Annotated in this window: 21 protein-coding genes; 16 read left to right on the top strand and 5 right to left on the bottom strand. The window is 61.1% G+C overall.

Annotated elements, in window-relative coordinates:
• Positions 1-323: 323 nt before the first annotated feature.
• The 16 genes from mraZ to lpxC all read left to right on the top strand — a co-directional run bounded on the left by mraZ (position 324) and on the right by lpxC (position 18,179).
• The gene (gene mraZ / locus ACZ0AZ_RS03870; RefSeq protein ID WP_007917012.1) at positions 324-779 is read left to right on the top strand and encodes a division/cell wall cluster transcriptional repressor MraZ; all 456 of its coding nucleotides are present in this window, start codon (positions 324-326) and stop codon (positions 777-779) included.
• On the top strand, positions 776-1,723 hold the full coding sequence (gene rsmH / locus ACZ0AZ_RS03865) for a 16S rRNA (cytosine(1402)-N(4))-methyltransferase RsmH (RefSeq protein WP_463538737.1): 948 nt from the start codon (positions 776-778) through the stop codon (positions 1,721-1,723). The genes mraZ and rsmH overlap by 4 nt, the downstream gene beginning before the upstream one ends.
• The gene (gene ftsL / locus ACZ0AZ_RS03860) at positions 1,720-2,013 is read left to right on the top strand and encodes a cell division protein FtsL (RefSeq protein ID WP_016773269.1); all 294 of its coding nucleotides are present in this window, start codon (positions 1,720-1,722) and stop codon (positions 2,011-2,013) included. The genes rsmH and ftsL overlap by 4 nt, the downstream gene beginning before the upstream one ends.
• Complete coding sequence (locus ACZ0AZ_RS03855; protein ID WP_177433300.1) at positions 2,013-3,752, top strand: peptidoglycan D,D-transpeptidase FtsI family protein; 1,740 nt, start codon at positions 2,013-2,015, stop codon at positions 3,750-3,752. Before ftsL ends, ACZ0AZ_RS03855 begins: the two co-directional genes overlap by 1 nt.
• Entirely contained in the window at positions 3,752-5,215 is a 1,464-nt protein-coding gene (locus ACZ0AZ_RS03850; protein ID WP_463538736.1) for a UDP-N-acetylmuramoyl-L-alanyl-D-glutamate--2,6-diaminopimelate ligase, read from the top strand. Before ACZ0AZ_RS03855 ends, ACZ0AZ_RS03850 begins: the two co-directional genes overlap by 1 nt.
• Positions 5,208-6,575, top strand: coding sequence for a UDP-N-acetylmuramoyl-tripeptide--D-alanyl-D-alanine ligase (locus ACZ0AZ_RS03845; RefSeq protein WP_463538735.1), 1,368 nt, complete (start codon positions 5,208-5,210; stop codon positions 6,573-6,575). The genes ACZ0AZ_RS03850 and ACZ0AZ_RS03845 overlap by 8 nt, the downstream gene beginning before the upstream one ends.
• Positions 6,575-7,657, top strand: a complete 1,083-nt coding sequence (gene mraY / locus ACZ0AZ_RS03840; protein ID WP_016773275.1) for a phospho-N-acetylmuramoyl-pentapeptide-transferase — start codon at positions 6,575-6,577, stop codon at positions 7,655-7,657. The genes ACZ0AZ_RS03845 and mraY overlap by 1 nt, the downstream gene beginning before the upstream one ends.
• Positions 7,658-7,662: 5 nt before the next feature.
• A complete protein-coding gene (gene murD, locus ACZ0AZ_RS03835; RefSeq protein WP_463538734.1) occupies positions 7,663-9,009 on the top strand; it encodes a UDP-N-acetylmuramoyl-L-alanine--D-glutamate ligase in 1,347 nt (448 codons plus the stop codon).
• Positions 9,006-10,223, top strand: coding sequence for a putative lipid II flippase FtsW (ftsW, locus tag ACZ0AZ_RS03830; RefSeq protein WP_016773276.1), 1,218 nt, complete (start codon positions 9,006-9,008; stop codon positions 10,221-10,223). The genes murD and ftsW overlap by 4 nt, the downstream gene beginning before the upstream one ends.
• Positions 10,213-11,283, top strand: a complete 1,071-nt coding sequence (gene murG / locus ACZ0AZ_RS03825; RefSeq protein WP_129997652.1) for an undecaprenyldiphospho-muramoylpentapeptide beta-N-acetylglucosaminyltransferase — start codon at positions 10,213-10,215, stop codon at positions 11,281-11,283. Before ftsW ends, murG begins: the two co-directional genes overlap by 11 nt.
• Positions 11,276-12,736, top strand: a complete 1,461-nt coding sequence (gene murC, locus ACZ0AZ_RS03820; RefSeq protein ID WP_039761387.1) for a UDP-N-acetylmuramate--L-alanine ligase — start codon at positions 11,276-11,278, stop codon at positions 12,734-12,736. Before murG ends, murC begins: the two co-directional genes overlap by 8 nt.
• The gene (locus tag ACZ0AZ_RS03815; RefSeq protein ID WP_016773280.1) at positions 12,733-13,707 is read left to right on the top strand and encodes a D-alanine--D-alanine ligase; all 975 of its coding nucleotides are present in this window, start codon (positions 12,733-12,735) and stop codon (positions 13,705-13,707) included. The genes murC and ACZ0AZ_RS03815 overlap by 4 nt, the downstream gene beginning before the upstream one ends.
• Positions 13,708-13,711: 4 nt before the next feature.
• Complete coding sequence (locus tag ACZ0AZ_RS03810; protein ID WP_039761388.1) at positions 13,712-14,578, top strand: cell division protein FtsQ/DivIB; 867 nt, start codon at positions 13,712-13,714, stop codon at positions 14,576-14,578.
• Between the two features lie 15 nt (positions 14,579-14,593).
• Positions 14,594-15,853 (top strand): cell division protein FtsA, encoded by a 1,260-nt coding sequence (gene ftsA, locus ACZ0AZ_RS03805; RefSeq protein WP_016773282.1) that lies wholly within the window; start codon positions 14,594-14,596, stop codon positions 15,851-15,853.
• Between the two features lie 105 nt (positions 15,854-15,958).
• A complete protein-coding gene (ftsZ, locus tag ACZ0AZ_RS03800; RefSeq protein ID WP_016773283.1) occupies positions 15,959-17,155 on the top strand; it encodes a cell division protein FtsZ in 1,197 nt (398 codons plus the stop codon).
• A gap of 112 nt (positions 17,156-17,267) precedes the next feature.
• Positions 17,268-18,179, top strand: coding sequence for a UDP-3-O-acyl-N-acetylglucosamine deacetylase (gene lpxC / locus ACZ0AZ_RS03795; RefSeq protein ID WP_007916984.1), 912 nt, complete (start codon positions 17,268-17,270; stop codon positions 18,177-18,179).
• A 202-nt stretch (positions 18,180-18,381) separates the two neighbouring features.
• Here the strand turns inward: lpxC and ACZ0AZ_RS03790 are convergent, their stop codons facing one another.
• The 5 genes from ACZ0AZ_RS03790 to ACZ0AZ_RS03770 all read right to left on the bottom strand — a co-directional run bounded on the left by ACZ0AZ_RS03790 (position 18,382) and on the right by ACZ0AZ_RS03770 (position 24,141).
• Positions 18,382-19,890: a sensor domain-containing diguanylate cyclase gene (locus ACZ0AZ_RS03790; protein WP_463538732.1), complete on the bottom strand. Its 1,509-nt coding sequence runs from the start codon at positions 19,888-19,890 to the stop codon at positions 18,382-18,384.
• A gap of 185 nt (positions 19,891-20,075) precedes the next feature.
• Positions 20,076-21,392, bottom strand: a complete 1,317-nt coding sequence (locus tag ACZ0AZ_RS03785) for an OprD family porin (protein ID WP_463538731.1) — start codon at positions 21,390-21,392, stop codon at positions 20,076-20,078.
• A gap of 195 nt (positions 21,393-21,587) precedes the next feature.
• On the bottom strand, positions 21,588-21,809 hold the full coding sequence (locus ACZ0AZ_RS03780; protein ID WP_039761392.1) for a hypothetical protein: 222 nt from the start codon (positions 21,807-21,809) through the stop codon (positions 21,588-21,590).
• A 300-nt stretch (positions 21,810-22,109) separates the two neighbouring features.
• Positions 22,110-23,474 carry a heavy metal sensor histidine kinase gene (locus tag ACZ0AZ_RS03775; RefSeq protein WP_463538730.1) on the bottom strand — a complete coding sequence of 455 codons (1,365 nt, stop codon included), beginning with the start codon at positions 23,472-23,474 and terminating at the stop codon, positions 22,110-22,112.
• On the bottom strand, positions 23,464-24,141 hold the full coding sequence (locus ACZ0AZ_RS03770; protein WP_039761394.1) for a heavy metal response regulator transcription factor: 678 nt from the start codon (positions 24,139-24,141) through the stop codon (positions 23,464-23,466). The genes ACZ0AZ_RS03775 and ACZ0AZ_RS03770 overlap by 11 nt, the downstream gene beginning before the upstream one ends.
• Positions 24,142-24,143 lie beyond the last annotated feature (2 nt).

The following is a 24,143-nucleotide window of genomic DNA, read 5'->3' as shown; positions in this document are numbered from 1 at the left end:
AAACGCGGTAATAGCCTTTTCCCACCCTGCTTCAATCAACAGCCGAAGCGCCTTTGTAATACCGAAAAAATCTTACTCTTAACAAACTACTTTAACTTTCGAGCGCAGCTTTCAGTGCTGCATCAGGTTATTGGTCGAAACTTCACGTCAGATTCTCGTTGAGCCTCCTTTTACGTCGCTAAATCTCCGTTCTGTAAGGCTTTTCCTTTAATCCGCGCCTTGACGGTGTGGTGGGCGCATTCCTATAGTGTGCGCAAGTGGCGGAAAGTGGCATGAAGTGGGTTTTTTGAGCTCAAAACGATAAAAATTGGAGAAACGCTGACGTGTTTCGCGGAGCTAACGCTATCAGTCTCGATGCAAAGGGCCGTCTCGCCATGCCGAGCCGGTACCGTGACGAGCTCGATTCGCGCAGTTCCGGCCAATTGATCGTGACCATTGATGCCGTTGATCCATGCCTGTGTGTCTATCCGCTCGATGAGTGGGAAATCATTGAAACCAAGTTGCGCGCACTCCCTTCGCTTCGCGAAGAGAACCGTCGCCTGCAACGTTTATTGATTGGTAATGCCGTCGACCTCGAACTCGATGGCAGTGGTCGTTTTCTGGTTCCGCCGCGTTTGCGCGAATACGCCAAGCTCGATAAGCGCGCGATGCTGGTCGGCCAACTGAACAAGTTCCAATTGTGGGACGAGGATGCATGGAATGCGGTATCTGCCGCTGACCTTGCTGCTATTCAACAACCGGGCGCGATGCCTGATGAACTGCGTGATTTGATCCTGTGACTATTGATAGCGGCTTTAACCACATCACCGTACTGCTTGACGAAGCCGTCGAGGCTCTCGCCGTACGTCCTGATGGCTGCTATCTGGACGGCACGTTCGGGCGCGGCGGGCACAGCCGGTTGATCCTCAGCCAGCTCGGGCCGGACGGTCGACTCATCGGATTCGACAAGGATCCTCAAGCGATTGCCACCGGGCAAACGCTAGCGGCCGAAGACGGCCGCTTTGTCGTTGTGCAGCGCAGCTTTGCCGAGCTCGGTTCGGTGGTTGCCGAGCAGGGGCTGGCCGGCAAGGTCAGCGGCATTATGCTCGACCTTGGTGTGTCGTCGCCGCAGCTCGATGACGCCGAGCGCGGCTTCAGTTTCCTCAATGACGGGCCGCTGGACATGCGCATGGACCCGTCCCGTGGTATCAGCGCTGCCGAATTCGTCAACACCGCGCCGGTGGAAGAAATTGCCCGGGTGTTCAAGGAATACGGCGAAGAACGTTTCTCCGGGCGTATGGCCCGTGCCGTCGCCGAGCGCCGTGACATCAAGCCGTTCGAGCGCACCGCCGATCTGGCCGAAGTGCTGAAAGTCGCCAACCCGGCGTGGGAAAAGGGCAAGAACCCGGCCACCCGCGCATTTCAGGGTTTGCGCATTCACGTCAACAACGAACTGGGCGATCTTGAAGCCGGCCTCGACGCCGCGCTGGACGCGCTGGAAGTTGGCGGCCGTCTTGTGGTCATCAGCTTCCACTCGCTGGAAGACCGCATCGTCAAACTGTTCATGCGCAAACTGGTGAAAGGCGAGGCGGATAATCTGCCGCGCAATCTGCCGGTTCGCCACGTCGCCTTCGAGCCGAAAATCAAAATCCACGGCAAAGCGCAGACGGCCTCCGACGCCGAACTCAAAGCCAACCCACGTTCCCGTAGCGCCGTCATGCGTGTCGCGGAGAAGTTGCGGTGAGCAAGCTTTTCGCCAAACCCCTGCCCGGCGGCAGCTTTCTGATGCTGCTGCTGTTTATCGGCGTGCTGTTTTCGGCCATTGCCGTGTCGTACAGCGCGCATTGGAACCGGCAATTGCTCAACACGCTTTATAACGAACTCAGCGTGCGCGACAAGGCGCAGGCGGAGTGGGGCCGGCTGATTCTCGAACAGAGCACCTGGACTGCGCACAGCCGCATCGAAGTGCTGGCCACCGAGCAACTGAAGATGCACATCCCTGGCGCGGCTGACGTGAAAATGGTGGCGCCATGATGAAACTCGAAGGCGCACTGTTCCCATGGCGCTTCCGCCTGATGGTGGCGCTGCTCGGCCTGATGGTCGCGGCGATCTGCTGGCGCATCATCGACCTGCAAGTGGTCGACCGTGACTTCCTCAAAGGTCAGGGCGACGCGCGCAGCCTGCGGCACATTCCGATTCCGGCGCACCGTGGCCTGATCACCGACCGTAATGGCGAACCTCTGGCCGTCAGTACGCCAGTGACCACGTTGTGGGCCAACGCCAAGGAAATGCAGACGGCCAAAGAGAAGTGGCCAGCGCTCGCCGCCGCGTTGGGCCAGAACCCGAAAGCCCTGAGCGAACGCCTTGAAGCCCAGGCCAACAAAGAATTCATTTACCTGGTGCGCGGGCTGACCCCCGAGCAGGGTCAGGCTGTGCTCGATCTGAAAGTGCCGGGCGTTTATGGCATCGAAGAATTCCGCCGCTTCTACCCGGCCGGTGAAGTCACCGCGCACATGGTCGGCTTTACCGATATCGACGATCACGGTCGCGAAGGTGTCGAGCTGGCCTATGACGAATGGCTGGCCGGGGTGCCAGGCAAACGACAAGTCATCAAGGATCGCCGTGGCCGGCTGATCAAGGATGTTCAGGTCACCAAGAACGCCAAGGCCGGCAAGCCCTTGGCGTTGTCGATTGACCTGCGTCTGCAATACCTGGCCAACCGCGAGCTGCGCAACGCGATCATCGAGAACGGCGCGAAGGCCGGCAGTCTGGTGATCATGGACGTGAAGACCGGCGAAATTCTGGCCATGGTCAACCAGCCGACCTACAACCCGAACAACCGTCGCAACCTGCAACCGGCGATGATGCGCAACCGCGCGATGATCGACGTGTTCGAACCGGGTTCGACCATGAAAGCCATTTCCATGAGCGCGGCGATCGAGACCGGCCGCTGGAAACCGAGCGACACCGTCGAGGTGTACCCGGGCTCGTTGCAGATCGGCAAGTACACCATCAAAGACGTGTCGAAGACCGAAGGTCCGGTGCTCGATCTGACCGGCATCCTGATCAATTCCAGTAACGTCGGCATGAGTAAAGTCGCCTTTGATATCGGCGGTGAAACCATTTTCCGTCTGGCGCAGAAAGTCGGCCTCGGTCAGGACACCGGCCTGGGCTTCCCCGGCGAACGTGTCGGCAATCTGCCCAACTACCGCGAATGGCGCAAGGCTGAAACTGCAACCTTGTCTTACGGCTACGGTATTTCCGTGACCGCGATCCAGTTGGTGCATGCATTCTCGGCGCTGGCGAACAACGGTCGTCTCGCGCCGCTGACCCTGATCAAAACCGACAAGATGCCGCAGACCACGCAAGTGCTGCCGGAAGCCGTGGCGAAAACCATGCAGGGCATGTTGCAGCAAGTGATCGAGGCGCCACGCGGTGTGTTCCGTGCGCAGGTGCCGGCGTACCACGTGGGCGGCAAGTCGGGTACCGCGCGCAAGACTTCGGTCGGCACCAAGGGTTACGCAGAAAACTCTTACCGTTCGCTGTTCGCCGGTTTCGGTCCGATGAGCGACCCGCGTTACGCCATCGTTGTGGTGATCGATGAACCGACCAAGGCCGGTTACTTCGGTGGTCTGGTGTCGGCGCCGGTATTCAGCCGTGTGATGTCCGGCACCCTGCGCCTGATGAACGTCACCCCGGACAACCTGCCGACCACCCAGCAGGCCAACGCCACCCCGGTCGTTCCGCTGAAAGCCAATGGAGGGCGCGGCTGATGTCATTAAGTCTGAACAAGATATTCCCCCACGCCGGCCACGATCTGTTGATCCGTGAACTGGCGCTGGACAGCCGTAACGTGCGCGCCGGCGACTTGTTTCTCGCCGTACCCGGCGGCCGTTTCGATGGCCGTGCGCACATCGCCGATGCCTTGCAGCGCGGCGCGGCTGCCGTGGCTTATGAAGTGGAAGGCGCCACCGTGCTGCCGATCACTGACGTGCCGCTGATTCCGGTCAAGGGTCTGGCGGCGCAGCTGTCGGACATTGCCGGACGTTTTTACGGTGAGCCGAGTCATCACTTGAACCTGATCGGCGTCACTGGCACCAATGGCAAGACCAGCGTGACCCAACTGGTCGCGCAGGCGCTGGATCTGCTCGGCCAGCATTGTGGCATCGTCGGCACGCTCGGTTCCGGTTTCTACGGCGCGCTGGAAAGCGGCCTGCACACCACGCCGAATCCGATTGCCGTGCAAGCGACGCTGGGCGACCTGAAAAAGGCCGGCGCGAAAGCCGTGGCCATGGAAGTGTCGTCTCATGGTCTGGATCAGGGGCGGGTGACAGCGCTGGCGTTCGACGTGGCGGTGATGACCAATCTGTCACGTGATCATCTGGATTATCACGGCACCATGCAGGCGTACGCGGAGGCCAAGGCCAAGCTGTTCGCCTGGAATGACCTGAAGTGCCGCGTGGTCAACCTCGACGACGATTTCGGCCGGCAATTGGCGGCGGAAAAACGCGAGTCGCGTTTGATCACCTACAGCCTGCTCGACAGCAGCGCTTACCTGTTTTGTCGCGAAGCGCAGTTCGACGACCACGGCGTGCGTGCCACGATGGTCACGCCGCAGGGCGAGCATCACCTGCGCAGCACATTGCTCGGGCGCTTCAACCTGAGCAACGTTCTGGCGGCAGTCGGCGCCTTGCTCGGTCTGGATTACGCCCTCGACGAAATTCTCAAAGTGCTGCCGAAGCTCGAAGGTCCGGCCGGGCGTATGCAGCGTCTGGGTGGCGGTACGCAGCCGCTGGTAGTGGTCGATTACGCCCACACCCCGGATGCGCTGGAAAAAGTTCTCACTGCATTGCGCCCGCACGTCAAAGGTCAACTGCTGTGCCTGTTCGGCTGCGGCGGTGATCGCGATCGTGGCAAGCGTCCATTGATGGCCGAAGTGGTCGAGCGTCTGGCTGACCAGGTGCTGGTCACTGACGACAACCCGCGCACCGAAGATCCTGCTGTGATTTTCGACGACATCCGCGCCGGTTTCACCGCTGTGGATAAAGTCACTTTCGTCGCCGGTCGTGGCCAGGCCATCGCGCAACTGATCGCCGGTGCGACGGCTGACGACGTGATTGTGCTCGCCGGCAAAGGTCACGAGGACTATCAGGAAATCAACGGCGTGCGCCATGCGTTTTCCGATCTGGTCGAGGCCGATCATGCCCTGACCGCGTGGGAGGTGGCCCATGCTTAAGGCCCTGGCACTCAGCGAATTGATCAACGTGCTCGACGCCCAACTGATTGGCGACGACGCCAGTTTCAATGGCGTGAGCATCGACAGCCGCGCGATCCAGCCCGGCCAGTTGTTCATCGCCCTGACCGGGCCGCGTTTCGACGGTCATGACTATCTGAACGACGTTGCCGGCAAAGGCGCCGTAGCGGCATTGGTCGAGCGCGAAGTCGCCGACAGCGCGCTGCCGCAATTGCTGGTCAAGGACACCCGTCAGGCGCTGGGCCAACTCGGCGCCTTGAACCGTGCTGCATTCACCCAGCCAGTGGCGGCGGTGACCGGTTCCAGCGGCAAGACCACGGTCAAGGAAATGCTTGCGAGCATCCTGCGCACCCGCGGCCCGGTGCTGGCAACCCGTGGCAATCTGAACAACGACCTCGGCGTACCGCTGACCCTGATCGAACTGGCGCCGGAGCACACCTCGGCCGTTATCGAACTGGGCGCTTCGCGTCTTGGCGAAATCGCCTACACCGTCGGCCTGACCAAGCCGCACGTAGCGATCCTGAACAATGCCGGCACCGCTCACGTCGGTGAGTTCGGCGGCCCGGAAAAAATCGTCGAAGCCAAAGGCGAAATCATCGAAGGCCTGGCCGCCGATGGCATCGCCGTGCTCAACCTCGATGACAAGGCTTTCGGCATCTGGAAGACCCGTGCGGCTGGCCGCCAAGTGCTGACCTTCGCCCTGAGCAACAGCGAAGCGAATTTTCACGCCAGTGATCTGGCCACTGATGCCCGCGGTTGCCCAGCGTTCAACCTGCACACGCCTGAGGGTAGCGAGCGCGTGCAACTGAACCTGCTTGGTACCCATAACGTCGCCAATGCCTTGGCTGCCGCCGCTGCTGCTCACGCTTTGGGCGTGTCGCTGTTCGGCATCGCCACCGGCCTCGGCGCGGTGCAACCGGTCAAGGGGCGCACCGTCGCGCAACTGGCGAAAAACGGCATGCGCGTGATCGATGACACCTACAACGCAAACCCCACCTCGATGTGCGCGGCCGTTGATATACTCGCCGGCTTTTCCGGCCGCACCGTCCTGGTGCTCGGAGATATCGGCGAGTTGGGCGACTGGGCGGAGCAGGGGCACCGCGACGTGGGCGAGTACGCCCGAGGCAAGGTTTCCGCGCTTTACGCGGTCGGGCCGAACATGGTCCACGCGGTAAACGCTTTCGGTGAGCAGGCGCAGCACTTCGGCACACAGGCCGAGCTGATCCAGGCCCTCGCCGCCGAGCAGGACACAAACACCACCATTTTGATCAAGGGTTCGCGCAGCGCAGCGATGGAAAACATCGTTGCGGCTCTGTGCGGGTCCAGTCTGGAGAAACATTAATGCTGCTGCTGCTAGCGGAGTATCTGCAACAGTTCTACAAAGGCTTCGCGGTCTTCCAGTACCTGACCCTGCGCGGGATTCTCGGTGTGCTGACCGCGCTGGTCTTGTCGCTGTGCTATGGCCCGTGGATGATCCGTACTCTGCAGAACCGTCAGATCGGCCAATCGGTGCGTAACGACGGCCCGCAATCGCACCTGTCCAAATCCGGCACGCCGACCATGGGTGGCGCGCTGATTCTGTCTTCGATCGGCGTCAGCACCTTGCTCTGGGCTGACCTGAGCAACCGCTACGTCTGGGTGGTGCTGCTGGTGACCCTGCTGTTCGGCGCCATCGGCTGGGTCGACGATTACCGCAAAGTCATCGAGAAGAACTCCCGTGGCTTGCCGAGCCGCTGGAAGTATTTCTGGCAGTCGGTGTTCGGCCTCGGCGCAGCGATCTTCCTTTATATGACTGCCGCGACGCCGGTGGAAACCACGCTGATCCTGCCGATGCTCAAGGACTACAGCATTCCGCTGGGCGCCGGGTTCATCGTGCTGACCTACTTCGTGATTGTCGGTTCGAGCAACGCGGTCAACCTGACTGACGGCCTCGACGGCTTGGCGATCATGCCAACCGTGATGGTCGGCGGCGGCCTGGGGATTTTCTGCTACCTGTCGGGTAACGTGAAATTCGCCGAATACCTGCTGATTCCTTACGTGCCGGGCGCGGGCGAATTGATCGTGTTCTGCGGTGCGCTGATCGGTGCCGGCCTCGGTTTCCTCTGGTTCAACACTTATCCGGCGCAAGTGTTCATGGGCGACGTCGGTGCCCTGGCACTCGGCGCGGCCCTGGGCACCATCGCCGTGATCGTCCGCCAGGAAATCGTCCTGTTCATCATGGGCGGCGTGTTCGTGATGGAAACCCTGTCAGTGGTCATTCAGGTTGCCTCCTTTAAGCTGACCGGTCGCCGCGTGTTCCGCATGGCGCCGATTCACCACCACTTTGAACTCAAGGGCTGGCCCGAGCCGCGCGTGATCGTCCGTTTCTGGATCATCACCGTGATTCTCGTCCTGGTCGGCCTTGCCACCCTGAAGCTGAGGTAGAACGAGTGTCTCTGATCGCTTCTGACCACTTCCGCATCGTTGTCGGCCTCGGCAAGAGCGGCATGTCCCTGGTTCGCTTCCTGGCGAACCGGGGCACGTCGTTTGCCGTCGCCGACACGCGGGACAATCCACCGGAACTGGCCACGCTCAAGCGTGACTATCCGCACGTGGAAGTGCGTTGTGGCGAGCTGGACGTCGAATTCCTCTGCCGTGCCGACGAGCTCTACGTGAGCCCCGGCCTGGCGCTGGCGACCCCGGCCCTGCAAGCCGCCGCGGCCCGTGGCGTGAAAATGTCCGGCGACATCGAGCTGTTCGCGCGTAACGCGCGGGCGCCGATTGTCGCGATCACCGGTTCCAACGCAAAAAGCACCGTCACCACGCTGGTTGGCGAAATGGCGGCTGCGGCTGGCAAACGCGTCGCTGTTGGCGGCAACCTCGGCACCCCGGCGCTGGATCTGCTCAGCGATGACGTCGAGCTGTACGTGATGGAGCTGTCGAGTTTCCAGCTGGAAACCACCGACCAGCTCAACGCCGAAGTGGCCACCGTACTGAACATCAGCGAAGACCACATGGATCGCTACAGCGGTCTGCCGGCCTATCACCTGGCCAAGCACCGGATCTTCCGTGGCGCGAAGCAGTTTGTGGTCAACCGTCAGGACGCCCTCAGCCGTCCGTTGATCGGCGAAGGTCAGCCATGCTGGACCTTTGGCCTGAGCAAGCCGGATTTCAAGGCGTTCGGCATTCGCGAAGAAGATGGCGAGAAGTACCTGGCCTTCGAATTCCAGAACCTGATGCCGGTGCGTGATCTGAAGATTCGCGGCGCGCACAACCAGTCCAACGCGCTCGCCGCATTGGCCCTGGGTCACGCTGTGGGCCTGCCGTTCGACGCCATGCTCGCAGCGCTGCGCGCGTTTGCCGGTCTCGAGCATCGCTGCCAGTGGGTGCGCGATCTCGATGGCGTGGCTTATTACAACGATTCCAAAGCCACCAACGTTGGCGCTGCTCTGGCCGCCATCGAAGGCCTCGGTGCGGACATCGACGGCAAGGTCATTCTGATCGCCGGCGGTGACGGCAAAGGCGCCGAATTCAACGATCTGCGCGATCCCGTCGCGGCCAACTGCCGCGCCGTGATCCTGATGGGCCGCGACTCCGACAAGATCGGCGCAGCCATCGGCGATGCCGTGCCGCTGATCCGCGCGACCTCGCTGGTCGACGCCGTCGCGCAATGCCGCGCCGCTGCGCAACCGGGCGATGTGGTGCTGCTGTCGCCGGCCTGCGCCAGTTTCGACATGTTCAAGAATTACGAAGACCGTGGTCACCAGTTCGTCCGCGCTGTGGAGGAACTGGCATGAACCTGAGAAACATCATCAAGCCGTACCCGTCGCCGCTGATCACCGGGCGTGGCATCGACCTCGATTTCCCGATGCTCGCCGGTTGCCTGGCGCTGCTGGGGCTTGGCCTGATCATGATCGCCTCGGCGTCCACCGAAGTGGCGGCGGCGCAGTCGGGCAGTCCGCTGTATTACATGATTCGCCACCTTATCTATGTGGTGCTGGGCCTGGGCGCGTGCATCGTCACCATGATGATCCCGATCGCCACCTGGCAGCGCCTCGGCTGGATGATGCTGATCGGTGCGTTCGGCCTGCTGGTGATGGTGATCATCCCCGGCATCGGTCGCGAAGTGAACGGTTCGATGCGCTGGATCGGTTTCAGTTTCTTCAACGTGCAACCGTCGGAAATCGCCAAGGTGTTCGTGGTGATCTACCTCGCCGGTTATCTGGTGCGCCGACAGAAAGAAGTGCGCGAGAGCTGGATGGGCTTTTTCAAGCCGTTCATCGTCCTGCTGCCGATGGCCGGTCTGTTGCTGATGGAACCGGACTTCGGTGCCACCGTAGTCATGATGGGCGCGGCGGCGGCGATGCTGTTCCTTGGCGGGGTCGGGCTGTTCCGTTTCTCGCTGATGGTGGTGCTGGCGGTTGGCGCGGTGGTTCTGCTGATTCAGATGCAGCCCTATCGAATGGCGCGTTTGACCAACTTCGCCGACCCATGGGCCGACCAGTTCGGCGCCGGTTATCAGTTGTCGCAGGCCTTGATCGCGTTTGGTCGCGGCGAGTGGCTGGGCGTCGGCCTGGGCAACAGCGTGCAGAAACAGTTCTACCTGCCGGAAGCGCACACCGACTTCGTGTTCTCGGTACTCGCCGAAGAACTCGGTGCGGTCGGTTCGCTGTGCACCGTCGCGCTGTTCGTGTTCGTGTGTATTCGCGGCATGTACATCGGCCTGTGGGCGGAGAAGGCCAAGCAGTTTTTCGCCGCTTATGTGGCTTACGGCTTGTCGTTCCTGTGGATTGGTCAGTTCCTGATCAACATCGGCGTGAACGTCGGCCTGCTGCCAACCAAGGGGCTGACCTTGCCGTTTCTCAGTTATGGCGGCAGCTCGCTGGTGATCTGCTGTGCCTGTCTGGGCCTGTTGCTGCGCATCGAGTGGGAGAGTCGAACCCACCTGGGCAGCGAAGAGATGGAATTCCAGGAGAGCGACTTCGCCGAGGAGCCGACTCATGGGCGCTAACGTATTGATCATGGCCGGCGGTACCGGCGGCCACGTGTTTCCGGCGCTGGCCTGTGCCCGCGAGTTTCAGGCGCGCGGCTACACCGTGCACTGGCTCGGCACGCCACGCGGGATCGAAAACGAACTGGTTCCGGCGGCAGGGCTTGAACTGCACCGGATCAACGCCAGCGGTCTGCGCGGCAAGGGCAAGCTGTCTCTGCTCAAGGCGCCGCTGATGCTTTTGAAATCGGTGTGGCAGGCGCGGGCGATCATGCGCCGTCTGAAGCCGGTGTGCGTGGTTGGCTTCGGCGGTTATGTGACCGGCCCTGGTGGCCTTGCTGCGAAACTGGCTGGCGTGCCAGTGATCGTTCACGAGCAGAACGCGGTCGCCGGCACCGCCAATCGGTTGCTGGTGCCGTTCGCCGCCCGAGTGTGTGAAGCGTTCCCCGACACCTTTACTCTGTCGGACAGCCGCCGTACCACCGGTAATCCGGTGCGCAGCGAGCTGTTCCTCGACACATCGCGACCGGCGCTGGCCGGACGCAAAGCGCGTTTGCTGATCCTTGGCGGCAGCCTGGGCGCAGAACCGTTGAACAAATTGCTGCCTGAAGCCCTGGCCCAAGTCGCTGCCGATTTGCGCCCGGAAGTGTTTCATCAGGCCGGCAAAAATCACGATGAAGTGACTGCCGAGCGTTACCGCGCCGCGGGCGTGGAAGCGCAGGTGCAGCCGTTCATCAAAGACATGGCCCAAGCCTATGGCTGGGCTGACTTGGTGGTGTGCCGCGCCGGCGCGCTGACCATCAGTGAGCTGGCGGCCGCCGGTCTGCCCTCGATGCTGGTGCCTTTGCCCCATGCGATCGACGATCACCAGACCCGCAACGCCGATTATTTGGCCCGCGAAGGCGCTGCCTTCCTGATGCCGCAAAGAACGACTGGTTCCGCGGATCTTGCCGCGCGCCTGACAGAGGTCTTGATGCAACCGCAACGACTCGAAGCAATGGCCCAAGCGGCCCGCCGACTGGCCAAACCCGATGCCACCCGTAGCGTGGTCGATACCTGTCTGGAGGTGGCCCATGGTTGAGAATCAGAAAGCCATGCCACAACCGGAAATGCGCCGCATCCGTCGCATCCACTTCGTCGGCATCGGCGGCGTGGGCATGTGCGGTATCGCTGAGGTGTTGTTGAACCTGGGCTATCAAGTCTCCGGTTCCGACCTGAAAGCGTCGCCGGTGACCGAACGCCTGGAGTCGTTTGGCGCGCAGATTTTCATTGGTCACCGTGCCGAGAACGCCGCTACCGCCGATGTGCTGGTGGTGTCGAGCGCTGTGAACACGTCCAACCCGGAAGTGGCGACTGCCCTTGAGCGCCGCATTCCAGTGGTGCCGCGTGCCGAAATGCTCGCCGAACTGATGCGCTATCGCCACGGTATTGCCGTCGCCGGTACCCACGGCAAAACCACCACCACCAGCCTGATCGCTTCGGTGTTCGCCGCCGGTGGCCTGGACCCGACGTTCGTTATCGGTGGTCGCCTGAATGCAGCGGGCACCAATGCCCAGCTTGGCACCAGCCGTTACCTGATCGCCGAAGCCGACGAAAGTGATGCGAGCTTCCTGCATCTGCAGCCGCTGGTGGCCGTGGTCACCAACATTGACGCCGACCACATGGCGACCTACGACGGTGACTTCAACAAACTGAAGAAAACCTTCGTCGAATTCCTGCACAACCTGCCGTTCTACGGGCTGGCGGTGATGTGCCTGGACGATCCGGTGGTGCGTGAAATCCTGCCGCTGGTGAAACGTCCGACCGTGACCTATGGCTTCAGCGAAGATGCCGACGTGCGCGCAATCAATGTGCGCCAGCAAGGCATGCAGACGTTCTTCACCGTGCTGCGCCCGGATCGCGAGCCGCTGGACGTGTCGGTGAACATGCCCGGCAACCACAACGTGCTCAACTCGCTGGCGACCATCTGCATCGCCACCGACGAAGGCGTCAGCGATGAAGCCATCGTTCAGGGCCTGTCGGGCTTCCAGGGTGTTGGTCGGCGCTTCCAGGTCTACGGCGAACTGCCGGTGGACGGCGGCAACGTGATGCTGGTCGACGACTACGGTCACCACCCGACCGAAGTCGCTGCGGTGATCAAAGCCGTGCGCGGTGGCTGGCCGGAGCGTCGTCTGGTGATGGTCTACCAGCCGCACCGCTACAGCCGCACCCGTGATCTGTACGACGACTTCGTCAATGTACTGGCCGACGCCAACGTGCTGCTGCTGATGGAAGTCTATCCGGCCGGCGAAGAGCCGATCCCGGGCGCCGACAGCCGCAAGCTGTGCAACAGCATCCGCCAGCGCGGTCAGCTCGACCCGATCTACATCGAGCGTGGCGTTGACCTGGCACCGCTGGTCAAGCCGCTGCTGCGCGCCGGCGACATTCTGCTGTGCCAGGGCGCTGGTGATATCGGCGGTCTCGCGCCGAAGCTGTTGAAAAGTGAATTGTTCGCCGGCGCCGTGGCGGCGCCGGTCGAGGGGAAGTTGAAATGACTGCTGCCTACGCCAAGCTGTTCTCCACCATCGCGCCGAAAGACTTCGGCCGCGTCGCCGTGCTCTTCGGCGGCCTGAGCGCGGAGCGTGAGGTTTCGCTGAAATCCGGCAACGCGGTGCTTGAGGCGCTGCAAAGCGCTGGCGTTGACGCGTTCGGTATCGATGTAGGCGAAGACTTCCTGCAGCGTCTGCTCAGCGAAAAGATCGACCGTGCGTTCATCATTCTCCACGGTCGCGGCGGTGAAGACGGCAGCATGCAAGGCCTGCTCGAATGCGCGGGTATTCCGTACACCGGCAGCGGCATCCTCGCCTCGGCACTGGCGATGGACAAACTGCGCACCAAGCAGGTCTGGCACAGCCTCGGGATTCCGACGCCGCGTCACGCCGTGCTGTGCAGCGAAGCCGATTGTATTTCGGCGGCGACGGAACTGGGCTTGCCTTTGATCGTCAAACCGGCGCATGAAGGTTCAAGTATCGGGATGGCCAAAGTGAATTCTGCGTCCGAGTTGATCGACGCATGGAAAGCGGCCAGTACCTACGATTCGCAAGTGTTGGTTGAGCAATGGATTCAAGGTCCGGAGTTCACCATCGCCACCCTGCGTGACCAGGTGTTGCCTCCTATCGCCCTGGGTACACCGCACACATTTTACGACTACGACGCCAAGTACATCGCCAACGATACCCAGTACCGCATTCCGTGCGGCCTGGACGCGGCCAAGGAACAGGAACTCATGGAACTCACGGCCAAGGCCTGTGAGGCGCTGGGTATCGCCGGTTGGGGCAGGGCGGACGTGATGCAGGACGCCGACGGGCAGTTCTGGTTCCTCGAAGTCAATACCGCACCGGGCATGACCGATCACAGTCTTGTGCCGATGGCGGCGCGGGCTGCCGGTCTGGATTTCCAGCAACTGGTTCTGGCCATTCTGGCCGCCAGCGTCGAAGACGCAGGCGCAACAGAGGCGCGAGGTTAAGACCATGCAAGGCGCTCATCTCAGACATCAGCCACCCGCACCCGGCCGCAAGCCGGTGCCGCGGGGTGCCAGCCGAATGGTGGCGAAAGAGCCGATGTCCGCGCGCCTGCCGAAAGCCAATTTCAGCTTTCTGAAAAGCCTGTTCTGGCCGGTGCTGCTGGTGGCGCTGGGCTTTGGTACTTATGAAGGCGCGCAGCGTTTGCTGCCGTACGCTGACCGGCCGATCAGCAAGATCGCGGTGCAGGGCGACTTGAGCTACATCAGCCAGCAGGCGGTGCAGCAGCGGATCGCGCCGTTCGTGGCGTCGAGCTTCTTCACCATCGACCTCGCCGGTATGCGTACCGAGCTTGAGCAGATGCCCTGGATCGCCCACGCCGAAGTGCGGCGGGTATGGCCGGATCAGGTAGTGATCCGCCTCGAAGAGCAATTGCCGGTGGCGCGTTGGGGCGACGAGTCGTTGCTCAACAACCAGGGTCAGGCGTTTACGCCCAAGGAACTGGCGAACTACGAACACCTGCCACAGCTGTTCGGCCCACAACGGGCTCAGCAGCAGGTGATGCAGCAGTATCAGGTGCTGAGCCAGATGTTGCGCCCGCTGGGCTTTTCGATTGCACGCCTGGAATTGCGTGAACGCGGCAGCTGGTTCCTGACCACCGGTGCCGGCAGTTCCGGCCCCGGCATCGAGTTGCTGCTGGGACGCGGCAACCTGGTGGAAAAGATGCGCCGCTTCATCGCCATCTATGACAAGACGCTGAAAGAGCAGATTACGAACATTGCGCGCATCGATCTGCGCTACGCCAACGGCCTCGCTGTTGGCTGGCGGGAACCCGTAGCGCCGACGACAGCCCAACCCGCTGTTGCGAAGAATTAAGAAGAGGCAGGACCCATGGCAAACGTGCAAAGCGGCAAAATGATCGTCGGTCTCGATATCGGCACCTCCAAGGTGGTGGCGCTGGTCGGCGAGGTCGCGGACGACGGCCAGCTGGAAATCGTCGGGATCGGCACGCATCCGTCCCGCGGGCTGAAGAAGGGCGTGGTGGTCAACATCGAATCCACCGTGCAGTCGATCCAGCGCGCGATCGAAGAAGCCCAGCTCATGGCCGGCTGCCGCATTCACTCGGCTTTTGTCGGCGTGGCCGGCAATCATATCCGCAGCCTGAATTCCCACGGCATCGTCGCGATCCGTGATCGCGAAGTCAGCTCGGCGGACCTTGAGCGTGTACTCGACGCCGCCCAAGCCGTGGCGATCCCGGCTGACCAGCGCGTGCTGCACACCCTGCCGCAGGATTACGTGATCGATAACCAGGAAGGCGTGCGTGAGCCACTGGGCATGTCCGGCGTGCGTCTGGAAGCCAAGGTTCACGTGGTCACCTGCGCCGTCAACGCTGCACAGAACATTGAAAAATGCGTTCGTCGCTGCGGTCTGGAAATCGACGACATCATCCTCGAGCAACTGGCCTCGGCCTACTCGGTGCTGACCGACGACGAGAAAGAGCTGGGCGTGTGCCTGGTCGACATCGGTGGTGGCACTACCGACATCGCGATCTTCACCGAAGGCGCGATCCGTCACACCGCGGTGATCCCGATTGCCGGTGATCAAGTGACCAACGACATCGCCATGGCGTTGCGCACTCCGACTCAGTACGCCGAAGAGATCAAGATCCGTTACGCCTGCGCCCTGGCCAAACTGGCCGGTGCCGGTGAAACCATCAAGGTGCCGAGCGTTGGCGACCGTCCACCGCGTGAGCTGTCGCGTCAGGCCCTGGCCGAAGTGGTCGAGCCGCGTTACGACGAACTGTTCACCCTGATCCAGGCCGAGCTGCGTCGCAGCGGCTACGAAGACCTGATCCCGGCGGGCATCGTGCTCACCGGTGGTACGTCGAAAATGGAAGGCGCCACTGAACTGGCCGAAGAAATCTTCCACATGCCGGTGCGCCTCGGTGTGCCGCATGGCGTGAAAGGTCTGGATGACGTGGTACGCAACCCGATTTATTCCACTGGCGTTGGTTTGTTGATGTACGGCCTGCAGAAGCAGTCCGATGGAGTTTCGTTCTCCGGCATCGGCAGCCGCGACAGCTACAGCAGCGAAGAGCCTCAGGCGCCGCTGCTGGACCGACTGAAAAAGTGGGTTCAGGGCAATTTTTAAAAAAGCAGCCTGGAGCGACAAGCTTCAAGCGGCAAGCAACTGCAGTAGATACACCGCTACAAACAGCAGTAGGCGAAAAAACTAGAGAATGTAAGGAGAGGGAAAATGTTCGAACTCGTAGACAACATCCCCGCAAGCCCGGTAATCAAAGTTATCGGTGTCGGCGGTGGCGGCGGCAACGCTGTCAATCACATGGTCAAGAGCAACATCGAAGGCGTTGAGTTCATCTGCGCCAACACCGATGCTCAAGCGCTGAAAAACATCGGCGCGCGGACCATCCTGCAACTGGGCACTGGCGTGACCAAAGGCCTGGGTGCCGGCGCCAATCCGGAGGTCGGCCGTCAAGCCGCTCTGGAAGACCGCGAGCGCATCGCTGAAGTGCTGGCCGGCACCAACATGGTGTTCATCACCACCGGCATGGGCGGCGGTACCGGTACCGGTGCAGCGCCGATCATTGCCGAAGTGGCCAAGGAAATGGGCATCCTGACCGTTGCGGTCGTGACCCGTCCGTTCCCGTTCGAAGGCCGCAAGCGTATGCAGATCGCCGACGAAGGCATCCGCATGCTTTCCGAAAGCGTCGACTCGCTGATCACCATTCCGAACGAAAAACTGCTGACCATCCTCGGCAAAGACGCAAGCCTCTTGTCGGCTTTCGCCAAGGCTGACGATGTACTGGCCGGTGCCGTTCGCGGTATCTCCGACATCATCAAGCGTCCGGGCATGATCAACGTCGACTTCGCCGACGTGCGTACCGTGATGAGCGAAATGGGCATGGCGATGATGGGCACTGGCTGCGCCAGCGGTCCGAACCGTGCACGTGAAGCCACCGAAGCGGCAATCCGCAACCCGCTGCTGGAAGACGTCAACCTGCAAGGCGCGCGCGGCATTCTGGTGAACATCACCGCCGGTCCTGACCTGTCCCTGGGTGAGTACTCCGACGTTGGTTCGATCATCGAAGCCTTTGCTTCCGAGCACGCGATGGTCAAGGTCGGTACCGTTATCGATCCGGACATGCGCGACGAGCTGCACGTAACCGTGGTTGCCACCGGTCTGGGCGCGAAAATCGAGAAGCCTGTGAAGGTTATCGACAACACCGTTCACACCTCGATGGCTTCGGCGCAGGTGCAACAACCGGCTCCGGCACGTCAGGAGCAGCCTGCAGTGAACTACCGTGATCTGGACCGTCCGACCGTCATGCGCAACCAGGCTCAGGCCGGTGCTGCGGCTGCCGCGAAGATGAATCCGCAGGATGACCTGGACTACCTGGACATTCCGGCATTCCTGCGTCGTCAGGCCGATTGATGGAATGTATCAGGGCTATGAAGGTGATTGGTGTTCAGCAAAGGCATGGTCTGCTATCATCGCCAGCCTTTGTTGATACCAGTTCGCAATTTGCGCTGAAGCGGCCCAAGCCATGATTAAACAACGCACACTGAAAAATATTATCCGTGCCACAGGTGTAGGCCTGCACTCCGGTGAGAAGGTCTATCTGACCCTCAAGCCTGCGCCTGTCGACACTGGCATTGTGTTTTGTCGCGCTGACCTCGACCCTGTGGTGCAGATTCCTGCCCGCGCGGAAAACGTCGGTGAAACCACTATGTCGACGACGCTGATCAATGGCGACGTCAAAGTGGACACGGTAGAGCACTTGCTCTCGGCCATGGCTGGCCTGGGCATCGATAACGCCTACGTCGAGCTCTCCGCGTCCGAAGTCCCGATCATGGATGGCAGCGCTGGACCCTTCGTATTCCTGATTCAATCGGCAGGCCTGGAAGAACAGGACGCCGCCAAGAAATTCATCCGAATCCTGCGTGAAGTGACAGTGGAAGACGGCGACAAGCGCGCCACTTTCGTCCCTTTCGAAGGCTTCAAGGTGAGCTTCGAGATCGATTTCGATCACCCGGTATTCCGGGACCGCACCCAGAGTGCAAGCGTGGATTTTTCCAGCACTTCGTTCGTAAAAGAAGTCAGCCGCGCCCGTACCTTTGGTTTCATGAGTGACATCGAGTACCTGCGCAAGCACAACCTCGCACTCGGCGGCAGCGTGGAAAACGCGATCGTGGTCGACGCTGATGGCGTGTTGAACGAAGACGGTCTTCGTTATGAAGACGAATTCGTCAAACACAAGATCCTCGATGCGATTGGCGACCTGTACCTGCTGGGCAACAGCCTGATTGGTGAGTTCAAAGGCTTCAAGTCCGGTCATGCACTGAACAACCAGCTGCTGCGCAAATTGATTGAGCAGACAGATGCGTGGGAAGTGGTGACGTTCGAAGACGCCAGCACCGCACCAATCTCTTACATGCGCCCTGTTGCGGCCGTGTAAGTAAAAAACCTCTCTAGTTTTTTGAAGGCCATCCTCGGATGGCCTTTTTTATGCCTGTGATTTTTGCTTTGTCTCTATCGGCCTCATCGCTGGCAAGCCAGCTCCCACAGGTTTACGGGTGAGACAAAAATTTGCAGCGCACCTCAAATCCTTGTGGGAGCTGGCTTGCCAGCGATGGGGCCATTACCTCCATTGCAAGACTTCAGGTTGATACCACCACCCGATTACGCCCGCCTTCCTTGGCCTGATACAGCGCCTTGTCCGCCGCGAACAACAGCTGCTCCAGCGTCATCTCCCTCGCCGATGTCCACGTGGCAATGCCGATACTCACGGTCATCGCCCGCTCAGCGCCTTCGACCCAGGGCAAGTTTTCCACAGCCTGGCGAATCTGCTCGGCGATCTGCTGCGCTCCTGCGCTGTCGGTCTCGGCGAGGATCACCGAAAACTCTTCACCGCCATACCGCGCGACCAGATCCGCCGGACGCCGCACGTTCGCGGTGATTATCTTGGCCAGTTCACGCAAGACCTGATCCCCAGCCTGATGGCCATGCCGGTCATTGAAGGCTTTGAAGTGGTCAGCATCGATCATCATCACCGACAGCGGCTGGCCCGAGCGCTGGGCGCGGAACCATTCGTGGCGCAGGGTCTGATCGAGCATGCGCCGGTTGGCCACACCGGTCAGATCATCGGTGGCAGCCAGTTGCGCCAGTTCGCGTTCGGCGCGATGGCGCAAACGCAGTTCCCGGGCGAGCAGCCAGGTCAGCCACAACAGCCCCAGGCACAACACGCCGGTGGCGCCGCTGATCAGGATCGCCGTGCGCCGCCAGGTGCCAAACACCTCCTCGCTGGACAGCGCCACCATCACCGTCAACGGCAGGTTGCCCACCCGCGAATAGGTGTAGAGCCGGCGCTGGTCATCCATGCTCGAGGTACTGGTGAAACTGCCGCTGCCATCGCGGTCATTGAGAATGCGCACGACGTTGGGCCGATTGCCGAAGCTCTTGCCCACTGAATCGCTTTGCAGGTACGGCTTCTGCGCGAGCAGCACGCCGTCGCTGTTGATGATGTTCAACGTGCTGTCGGTGCCGATGTCGAGGCTTTTGAACAGGTCGTCGAAGTAGTCGAGTTTCAACGAAGCGACGGCAACGCCGAGGAATTCACCGGTCTGCGAGGAGATGCGCCGGCTGAAGCTGATGCGCCACTGATCGGCCTCTTCACAATCGCAGCGAGTCTTGAACGGTCGGCTGATGAACATGCCGATATCGCGGTTGAAGGCGTGGGCGAGAAAATAATCGCGGTCGGCGAAATTGCCCGGTTTCGGTTCAATGCGCGAGGAGTCGGCGATCACCTCGCCATGCTTGTCGAGCAGGAGAATGTCGCCCTTGAAGCGCGCCGTGGTCGAGCGATCGAACAGCGCCAGATGGCGGATCTGCGGCGAGACATTCTGCAGGTCGTCACGCTGGGCGGCGGCGATCAGGCCTTGCAGTGTCAGGTCGTAAAGCTCGACGGTGCGCAGCACGTCGGCGTCGATCAATTGCGCAATCGTGGTGGCGCGACGGGTGGCGGTCTCCTGCGCACTGGCGTACTCGCGGATCAGCAGGAAGGTGACGATGCACACCATCGCAATCACGGTCAGCAGACTGCCGAGGATCAGCAGACGCTCGGGGCGCCCGGTCTGGCCTGTGATGGAGGGCGTGCGGCTGGCGATCATGATGGGGAGCCGGTTGGAGTGGTTTCATAAGCTTAGTTGGGCTGACGCCGGACGAACCTGTGGGAGCGAGCCCGCTCGCGAAAGCGGTGTGTCATTCAACACAGATGTTGACTGACAATCAGCTTTCGCGAGCAGGCTCGCTCCCACAGGGTAGATCACAGGATCTGAAAAACGCAGCGCCGATCTTAGAAGACGTCGACCGGGTAGTCGATGATCACGCGGTATTCATCTGTATCCGAATCAATCGCGCCGTAGCCGTTGCCGCCACGGTTGGTCGCCCATTGCAGGCGCACCGCCAGGTTCTTGGCCTGGCCGCTTTGCACGACGTACTGCAAATCGATGTCGCGTTCCCAATGCTTGGCGTTGCGGCCATCGGCGCTGTACCAGCTCGAATAGCCTGCGCTGTTAGGGTCGGCTTTGGTCAGGTCCACCGTGCCGCGTGAATAGGACAGCGCCGAAGTCAGGCCGGGGATGCCGACACCGGTGAAGTCGTAAGCGTATTTCAGCTTCCACGAGCGTTCGTTCGGGCCGTTGAAGTCCGAGTATTGCTGAGAGTTGTCCAGATAAATGCTGTCGCCCTGGCTGATGTAGTCGAACGGCGTATTGCCGTTGACCCGCTGGTACGCGGCGGTAACGCTGTGGCTGCCAATGCCGACGGTGAGATGCACGCTGTAAGCGTTGTTGTCGATGTCGCCGAGCAGCGCCTCGCCGGTGTCTTGCGTGTGATAGAAGTGCACGCCCGGGTTGAGGCTGACCAGATCGTTCAGTTGCCAGGTGTAGTCGAGGTCATAGTAGTACTGGTTCCAGATGTCTTTCAGCTCAGAGGCATAAAGGCTGCTGGTCAGGCCTTCAACACCGCTCCAGGCCACACCGGCCCAGTTCAGGTGTTGGCTGTCATCACCATCGGCCAGCGTGCCGTAGGACGTGCCGATTCGCGTGTGGCCACTTTGGTTATACGGCTTGGTGAAGCTGGCCTGGCCACCTTCGATCAGCCAGCCGTCGAAGCTGTGGTTGCTCAGGCTGATGCCACGAAAGGTCTGCGGCAGCATGCGCGTGTCGCCGCCGGCAATCACCGGGTTGGTGAGAAACAGATTACCGGCCTTCAGCTCGGTATCGAAGGCGCGCAGCTTCAACGTGCCACCCGCAGTGGAGAAGGAGCCCGGCGCTTTGCCGCTGCCATCGCTGATCGGCAGGATGCTCGAACCGTCGGTACCGCCACCACCGTCGAGTTTCAGGCCGAGCATGGCGTGAGCATCGACGCCGAAGCCGACCGTGCCTTCTGTATAGCCAGACTGGAACACTCCGAGAAAACCCTGGCCCCACTCGATATTGTCGTCCGCTTTCTGCAGGCGGTTGCGATTCATGTAGTAGTTGCGGGCGTTGAGATTGAGGCTCGAGCCTGCGACGAAGCCCTGTTGGGCTGACTCATCGGCGTGGACGGCGGGGGCAATACTTGCGGCAATTGCAATGAACAGCGGGGTGAGGCGGGCAGGGTAAAACACGTGCGGTGGAGCTCCTTGGGTCAGCGGGCCGCTCTGTTTCTTGAGCGACTTTGATGTTTCTTGTTGTTACAGACGCACCAGACAGCTTTCAGACCACAACGAAAAAAGGCCGCTGAACGGCAGCGGCCTGGAGTGACGACGGTTGAACGGGAAGAGCCAAACAACCGCGTCGAGGGAAACCTTTCGCGGTGCGACTCAGCTGTCTTTCTCGAGCGCTTGAGTCTGGGAATTAGCGGCCTGCGGGGACTGCGTCGCGTCTTGCGCCTTGGCCATCACCTCGGCCTGATGCTGATCGAATGCCTGCGCGCGGGCGACTTTTTGCGCAACGAACGTTTGCGATTCTTCAGCCATCGCCATCGGCGACAGGATCAATGAGGACAAAACGAACGCGCTGGCAATACCCATACTGTTGGACATCTTGAAAACCTTCTCGCTTGGCGAGTGCTGTTTGGTGCGGGCAAAGATAAGGTTGCCGAAGGTTGGGAAACAGCATGATTTTCATAAATGACTGTTACAGCTAAAGCAAAGATCGGCACGGGTAACAACCCGGTCTGTGCGTGATGGTGGCCTGTGGCGAGGGGATTTATCCCCGTTGGGCTGCGAAGCGGCCCCAAGAATTCCAGCCTCAAAGATTCTTAGAGCTTGTGCACAGGATTTTGCGACTGCTGCGCAGCCGAGCGGGGATAAATCCCCTCGCCACAGGGCTTGGCGCAGCATTCAGACCGGAAGGTGAATGCCGAAGGTGTTCATGCCCCGATCACTACGCACAAACACATCCCCGCCATGCATCAGCGCAATCGCCTTGACGATCGCCAGCCCCAACCCATGGTTATTGCCACTGTTGCGCCGAGACGCATCGACCCGATAAAAGCGCTCGAACAACCTCGGCAGATGCTCGCTGGCAATTGGCGATCCGGGGTTGGCCACACCGATGCTCACCTGATGTTCTTCAACTTCGATGCGCACTTCGATCACTTGACCCGGTTCGGTGTGCTGCACCGCGTTGCTGAGCAAATTGATCAGCGCCCGGCGCAGATGCGCGACCTCGATCTGCACCTGCGCATCGCCGCTGACCTGCACTTCAACCTGCGCGTCTTCAAGGATGAAATCCAGATAGTCCAGCGTCGTCGCCACTTCGTCAGCCAGCGACGTCGAGGTCAGTTTGGTCGCCTTGTTGCCCTGATCGGCGCTGGCCAGAAACAGCATGTCGTTGATGATCGAGCGCAGCCGTTCCAGCTCTTCGAGATTGGATTGCAGCACTTCGAAATAGTGTTCGGCGGAGCGCCCGCGAGTCAGCGCGACCTGGGTCTGGCCGATCAGGTTGGTCAGCGGCGAGCGCAGTTCATGGGCGACGTCGGCGTTGAACGATTCCAGCCGCGAATAGGCCAGTTCGACCCGTTCCAGGGTCGAGTTGAACGACTCGACAAACTGTTCCAGTTCCGGCGGCAGCGGCGACAGGCGCAAGCGTCCGGCGCGCAGCGGTGGTGCCAGTCGCTGGGCTTCCTGCGACAGTTTGATCAACGGCTTCAGACCGATTCTTGCGACCCAATAGCCCAATGCCGAGGCCAGCAGCACGCCGAGAATCGCCAGACTGATCAGGGCGATGAGCAAGTGATGCTGGGTCTGATGCAGCGTCTCGGTGTCGATGCCGATCATGAAACGCAGCGGCGGGCGCTGATCCTTGGCGGGGAACTGACTGACCAGTACTTTCAGCGGGTAGGGTTGATCGGGCAGTTGCAGATCGTGCATGCCCAACGGGCCATTGATGGCGGCGCGAATCTGCGGGGTGAGGTTGCCGTATTCGTAACGCGGATCGCCGCTGCTGATCCAGAAGCTGATGCGCTTGTCTTCCTCGCCGAGCAGCTTGAGCTTGTTGTTGATCTTCACCCAATGCTCCGGCGTGCCGTAACGGCCGACGGTGGATTCGAGCACGCTGTAACGCGCATCCAGCTCGGCTTCGGGCAACAATCCCAGGCCCTTGTCGACCTGCTGATACAGCGCGCCGCCAATTAGCAGAAACACCAATAGCGCCACCAGCGTGAACATGCCGCTGAGGCGCAGGGCAATCGAGTTACTGGACACCACGGCTCTCCAGCACATAACCCATGCCGCGAATGGTGTGCAGCAGTTTTTCGTTGAATGGCCCGTCGAGCTTGGCGCGCAGGCGTTTGATCGCGACTTCGACGACGTTGGCGTCACTGTCGAAATTGATGTCCCAGACCATCTCGGCGATGGCGGTTTTCGAGAGAATTTCGCCCTGACGCCGGGCGAGGACGCTGAGCAGGGAAAACTCCTTCGCGGTCAGGTCCAGGCGTGTGCCGGCGCGGGTGGCCTTGCGGCTGATCAGATCGATCCACAGGTCGGCGATGGTCACCTGCACCGGTTCGTGGCCGCCGCTGCGGCGGGTCAGCGCTTGCAGACGGGCGACCAGTTCGAGGAAGGAAAACGGTTTGCCGAGGTAGTCATCGGCGCCGTCGCGCAGGCCTCTGATGCGGTCTTCGACGCGCTCGCGGGCGGTGAGCATGATCACCGGGGTCTGCTTGCGCGCACGTAATGCGCGCAGTACGCCGAAGCCATCGAGCCCCGGCAGCATGACGTCGAGGACGATCACCGCGTAGTCGCATTCCAGCGCCAGATGCAGACCTTCGACGCCGTCGCGGGCAAGGTCGACGGTGTAGCCCTGTTCGGTCAGGCCGCGGTGCAGATAATCCGCGGTTTTTTCTTCGTCTTCGATAATCAGAACGCGCATGA

Source organism: Pseudomonas sp. AC239 (genome assembly GCF_979258545.1).
The sequence above is the reverse complement of the archived record's forward strand: the minus strand, read 5'-3'. Positions and strand labels throughout refer to the sequence as shown.

Coding starts and splice junctions, on each gene's coding strand:
- ftsZ (WP_016773283.1), top strand. CDS start 15,959: ATGTTCGAACTCGTAGACAACATCCCCGCAAGCCCGGTAATCAAAGTT.
- ACZ0AZ_RS03845 (WP_463538735.1), top strand. CDS start 5,208: ATGCTTAAGGCCCTGGCACTCAGCGAATTGATCAACGTGCTCGACGCC.
- ACZ0AZ_RS03850 (WP_463538736.1), top strand. CDS start 3,752: ATGTCATTAAGTCTGAACAAGATATTCCCCCACGCCGGCCACGATCTG.
- ACZ0AZ_RS03790 (WP_463538732.1), bottom strand. CDS start 19,890: ATGATCGCCAGCCGCACGCCCTCCATCACAGGCCAGACCGGGCGCCCC.
- ACZ0AZ_RS03855 (WP_177433300.1), top strand. CDS start 2,013: ATGAAACTCGAAGGCGCACTGTTCCCATGGCGCTTCCGCCTGATGGTG.
- ACZ0AZ_RS03780 (WP_039761392.1), bottom strand. CDS start 21,809: ATGTCCAACAGTATGGGTATTGCCAGCGCGTTCGTTTTGTCCTCATTG.
- ftsW (WP_016773276.1), top strand. CDS start 9,006: ATGAACCTGAGAAACATCATCAAGCCGTACCCGTCGCCGCTGATCACC.
- lpxC (WP_007916984.1), top strand. CDS start 17,268: ATGATTAAACAACGCACACTGAAAAATATTATCCGTGCCACAGGTGTA.
- murC (WP_039761387.1), top strand. CDS start 11,276: ATGGTTGAGAATCAGAAAGCCATGCCACAACCGGAAATGCGCCGCATC.
- ACZ0AZ_RS03810 (WP_039761388.1), top strand. CDS start 13,712: ATGCAAGGCGCTCATCTCAGACATCAGCCACCCGCACCCGGCCGCAAG.
- murG (WP_129997652.1), top strand. CDS start 10,213: ATGGGCGCTAACGTATTGATCATGGCCGGCGGTACCGGCGGCCACGTG.
- ftsA (WP_016773282.1), top strand. CDS start 14,594: ATGGCAAACGTGCAAAGCGGCAAAATGATCGTCGGTCTCGATATCGGC.
- ACZ0AZ_RS03770 (WP_039761394.1), bottom strand. CDS start 24,141: ATGCGCGTTCTGATTATCGAAGACGAAGAAAAAACCGCGGATTATCTG.
- mraY (WP_016773275.1), top strand. CDS start 6,575: ATGCTGCTGCTGCTAGCGGAGTATCTGCAACAGTTCTACAAAGGCTTC.
- ACZ0AZ_RS03815 (WP_016773280.1), top strand. CDS start 12,733: ATGACTGCTGCCTACGCCAAGCTGTTCTCCACCATCGCGCCGAAAGAC.